At 62.4% G+C, this 2107-nt stretch carries 3 protein-coding genes; 1 reads left to right on the forward strand and 2 read right to left on the reverse strand.

The window, feature by feature from the left end; all coding sequences use genetic code 11:
- Both EN969_RS28135 and EN969_RS28140 read right to left on the reverse strand, forming a co-directional pair.
- Positions 1-309, reverse strand: a 309-nt coding sequence (locus EN969_RS28135) for an MFS transporter (RefSeq protein WP_164758557.1), incomplete at its 3' end; no start/stop codon positions are given.
- Between the two features lie 123 nt (positions 310-432).
- Positions 433-1248, reverse strand: coding sequence for a UDP-2,3-diacylglucosamine diphosphatase (locus tag EN969_RS28140; protein ID WP_082826451.1), 816 nt, complete (start codon positions 1246-1248; stop codon positions 433-435).
- Positions 1249-1366: 118 nt separating this feature from the next.
- Here EN969_RS28140 and EN969_RS28145 point away from each other — a divergent pair.
- Positions 1367-2107: SDR family oxidoreductase (locus EN969_RS28145; protein WP_164758558.1), on the forward strand; the 741-nt coding region annotated here is incomplete at its 3' end.

Raw genomic sequence — 2107 nt, forward strand, 5'->3', positions numbered from 1 at the left:
GGGTGTCAGGAAATAACCTGCCGACAAAAGCAGCGACGCAGCCATCAGCGCGACATAGACATCGGCGCGGTCCCTGGCACGGTCGGCCAGCGCGGTCAGCAGCGGCGTCGTCACCACGCGCAGGAACATCGGCGCCGCCAGAATGACCGCGATCTGCTCGGCATGAAAACCCTTGGCCTGCAGCCACAACGGAAAATACGGCAAATGCGTTCCGAGCGGCACGAAAAGCGTCGCGAACATCAGGCTCATGCGCAGTTCGAAATGGCGCGGCTTGACGAGTTGTTCGGGCGAGAGCTGCGGCAGGGACATGAATCGATCCAATCGCGCTGTATTCGGCCGGAGGGCAACGCGTATCGATCCCTTAACATGGACGAAAACCGGACGAAACCGGTTGGACTAATTGATTGATTCCGAAGCCGAAAGGACTTCGGACTAGGCCGCCTGCCCTACCCGGTCCTCGATGAGCAGCGGGATAAAGGGCTCGTCCGGCACCTCGGGCAGCACCTGCGCCCAAGTCAGGATTTCCATGCGGCCGTCAAAATGCTCGACCACAGCCGTACAACTTTCCACCCAGTCGCCGGTGTTGATGTACTGGACATCGCCAAAATTTTCGATGACGGCATGATGGATGTGGCCGCAGATGACGCCATCGACATGCGAACGGCGCGCCTCGTCGGCAAGCATGGTCTGGAACGAGCCGATGAAGTTCACCGCCTTCTTGACGTTGTGCTTGGCCCAAGACGAAAAGGACCAATAAGGCAGGCCGAGCAGCTGGCGCAGCCGCGTCACCACGCGGTTGACCAGCATGGCCGCGTCATAGGCGTGGTCACCGAGATAGGCGAGCCAGCGCGCATTGTGGACCACGGTGTCGAACTGGTCGCCATGGATGACGAGCAGCCGCTTGCCGTCGGCGGTCTCGTGGATGGCGCGATCGGCAACGACGATGCCGCCGAAATGCACGCCCTGGAACTGGCGGGCGAACTCGTCATGGTTGCCGGCGATGTAGGTGATGTTGGCGCCCTTGCGCGCTTTGCGCAGCAGTTTCTGCACGACGTCGTTGTGGCTTTGCGGCCAATGCCAGCTCCGTCGCAGCCGCCAGCCATCAACGATGTCACCCACCAGATAGATGATATCGGCATCGTGATATCGAAGGAAATCGATCAGGAACTCGGCCTTGGCCGCCTTCGAGCCCAGATGGACGTCGGAAATGAACATGCTGCGGAAAGTGCGGGGCTCTTGGCCGGACATCGCGATTTCACCGTTGCTTTCGCGAGCCTATGCCCCGATTCATGCAACAATCGTATGACGGTTGCGATTGGTCCAGCCGAAGGACTAGCTTGCCGGCCAAATCACAGGAGAAATCGTCATGGATCTTGGTATCCGCGGAAAGAAGGCCATCGTCTGCGCTTCGAGCAAGGGACTTGGGCGCGGTTGCGCCGTGGCGCTGGCGGAAGCCGGCTGCGACGTCGTCGTCAACGGACGCAATGCCGAGCTGGTGGCGAAAACCGCCGCTGAGTTGCGCGAGCGCTATGGCGTCACGGTGACGGAAGTCGTCGGCGACGTCTCGAAGCCGGAGGTGCAGAAGGCGCTGCTCGTGGCTTGCCCCGAGCCGGACATCCTGGTCAACAACAATGGCGGACCGCCGCTTCGCGACTTCCGCACGCTCGATCGCGAAAAGATCCTCGAAGGCGTTACCCAGAACATGGTGACTCCGATCGAGCTCGTGCAGGCCGTGCTGGACGGCATGGCGGCGCGCGGCTTCGGTCGCATCGTCAACATCACCTCGCTGTCGGTCTATGTGCCCATTCCCGGCCTCGACCTGTCGTCCGGCGCGCGTGCCGGCCTGACCTCGTTCCTTGCCGGCGTGGCCAGAACGGTTGTCGACCGCAACGTCACCATCAACAGCCTTCTGCCGGGCAAGCTCGACACCGACCGGCTGCGCGGCCCGCATGAGGCCGGCACAGTCGAAAGCCCTCAGGCCGCAGCCGCGCGCAAGACCCGCATCAGCGCCGATGTTCCGGCCAAGCGGCTCGGCACGCCGGAGGAATTCGGCCAGATCTGCGCCTTCCTGTGCTCGGTCCACGCCGGCTATCTGACCGGGCAGAAC

It is taken from the genome of Mesorhizobium sp. M7A.F.Ca.CA.003.01.2.1 (assembly GCF_003998945.1).
GTDB lineage: Bacteria > Pseudomonadota > Alphaproteobacteria > Rhizobiales > Rhizobiaceae > Mesorhizobium > Mesorhizobium ciceri.

What these genes read in the sequence shown, in the direction of transcription:
- EN969_RS28140 (WP_082826451.1), bottom strand. Translation starts at nt 1,248, where the DNA reads ATGTCCGGCCAAGAGCCCCGCACTTTCCGCAGCATGTTCATTTCCGAC.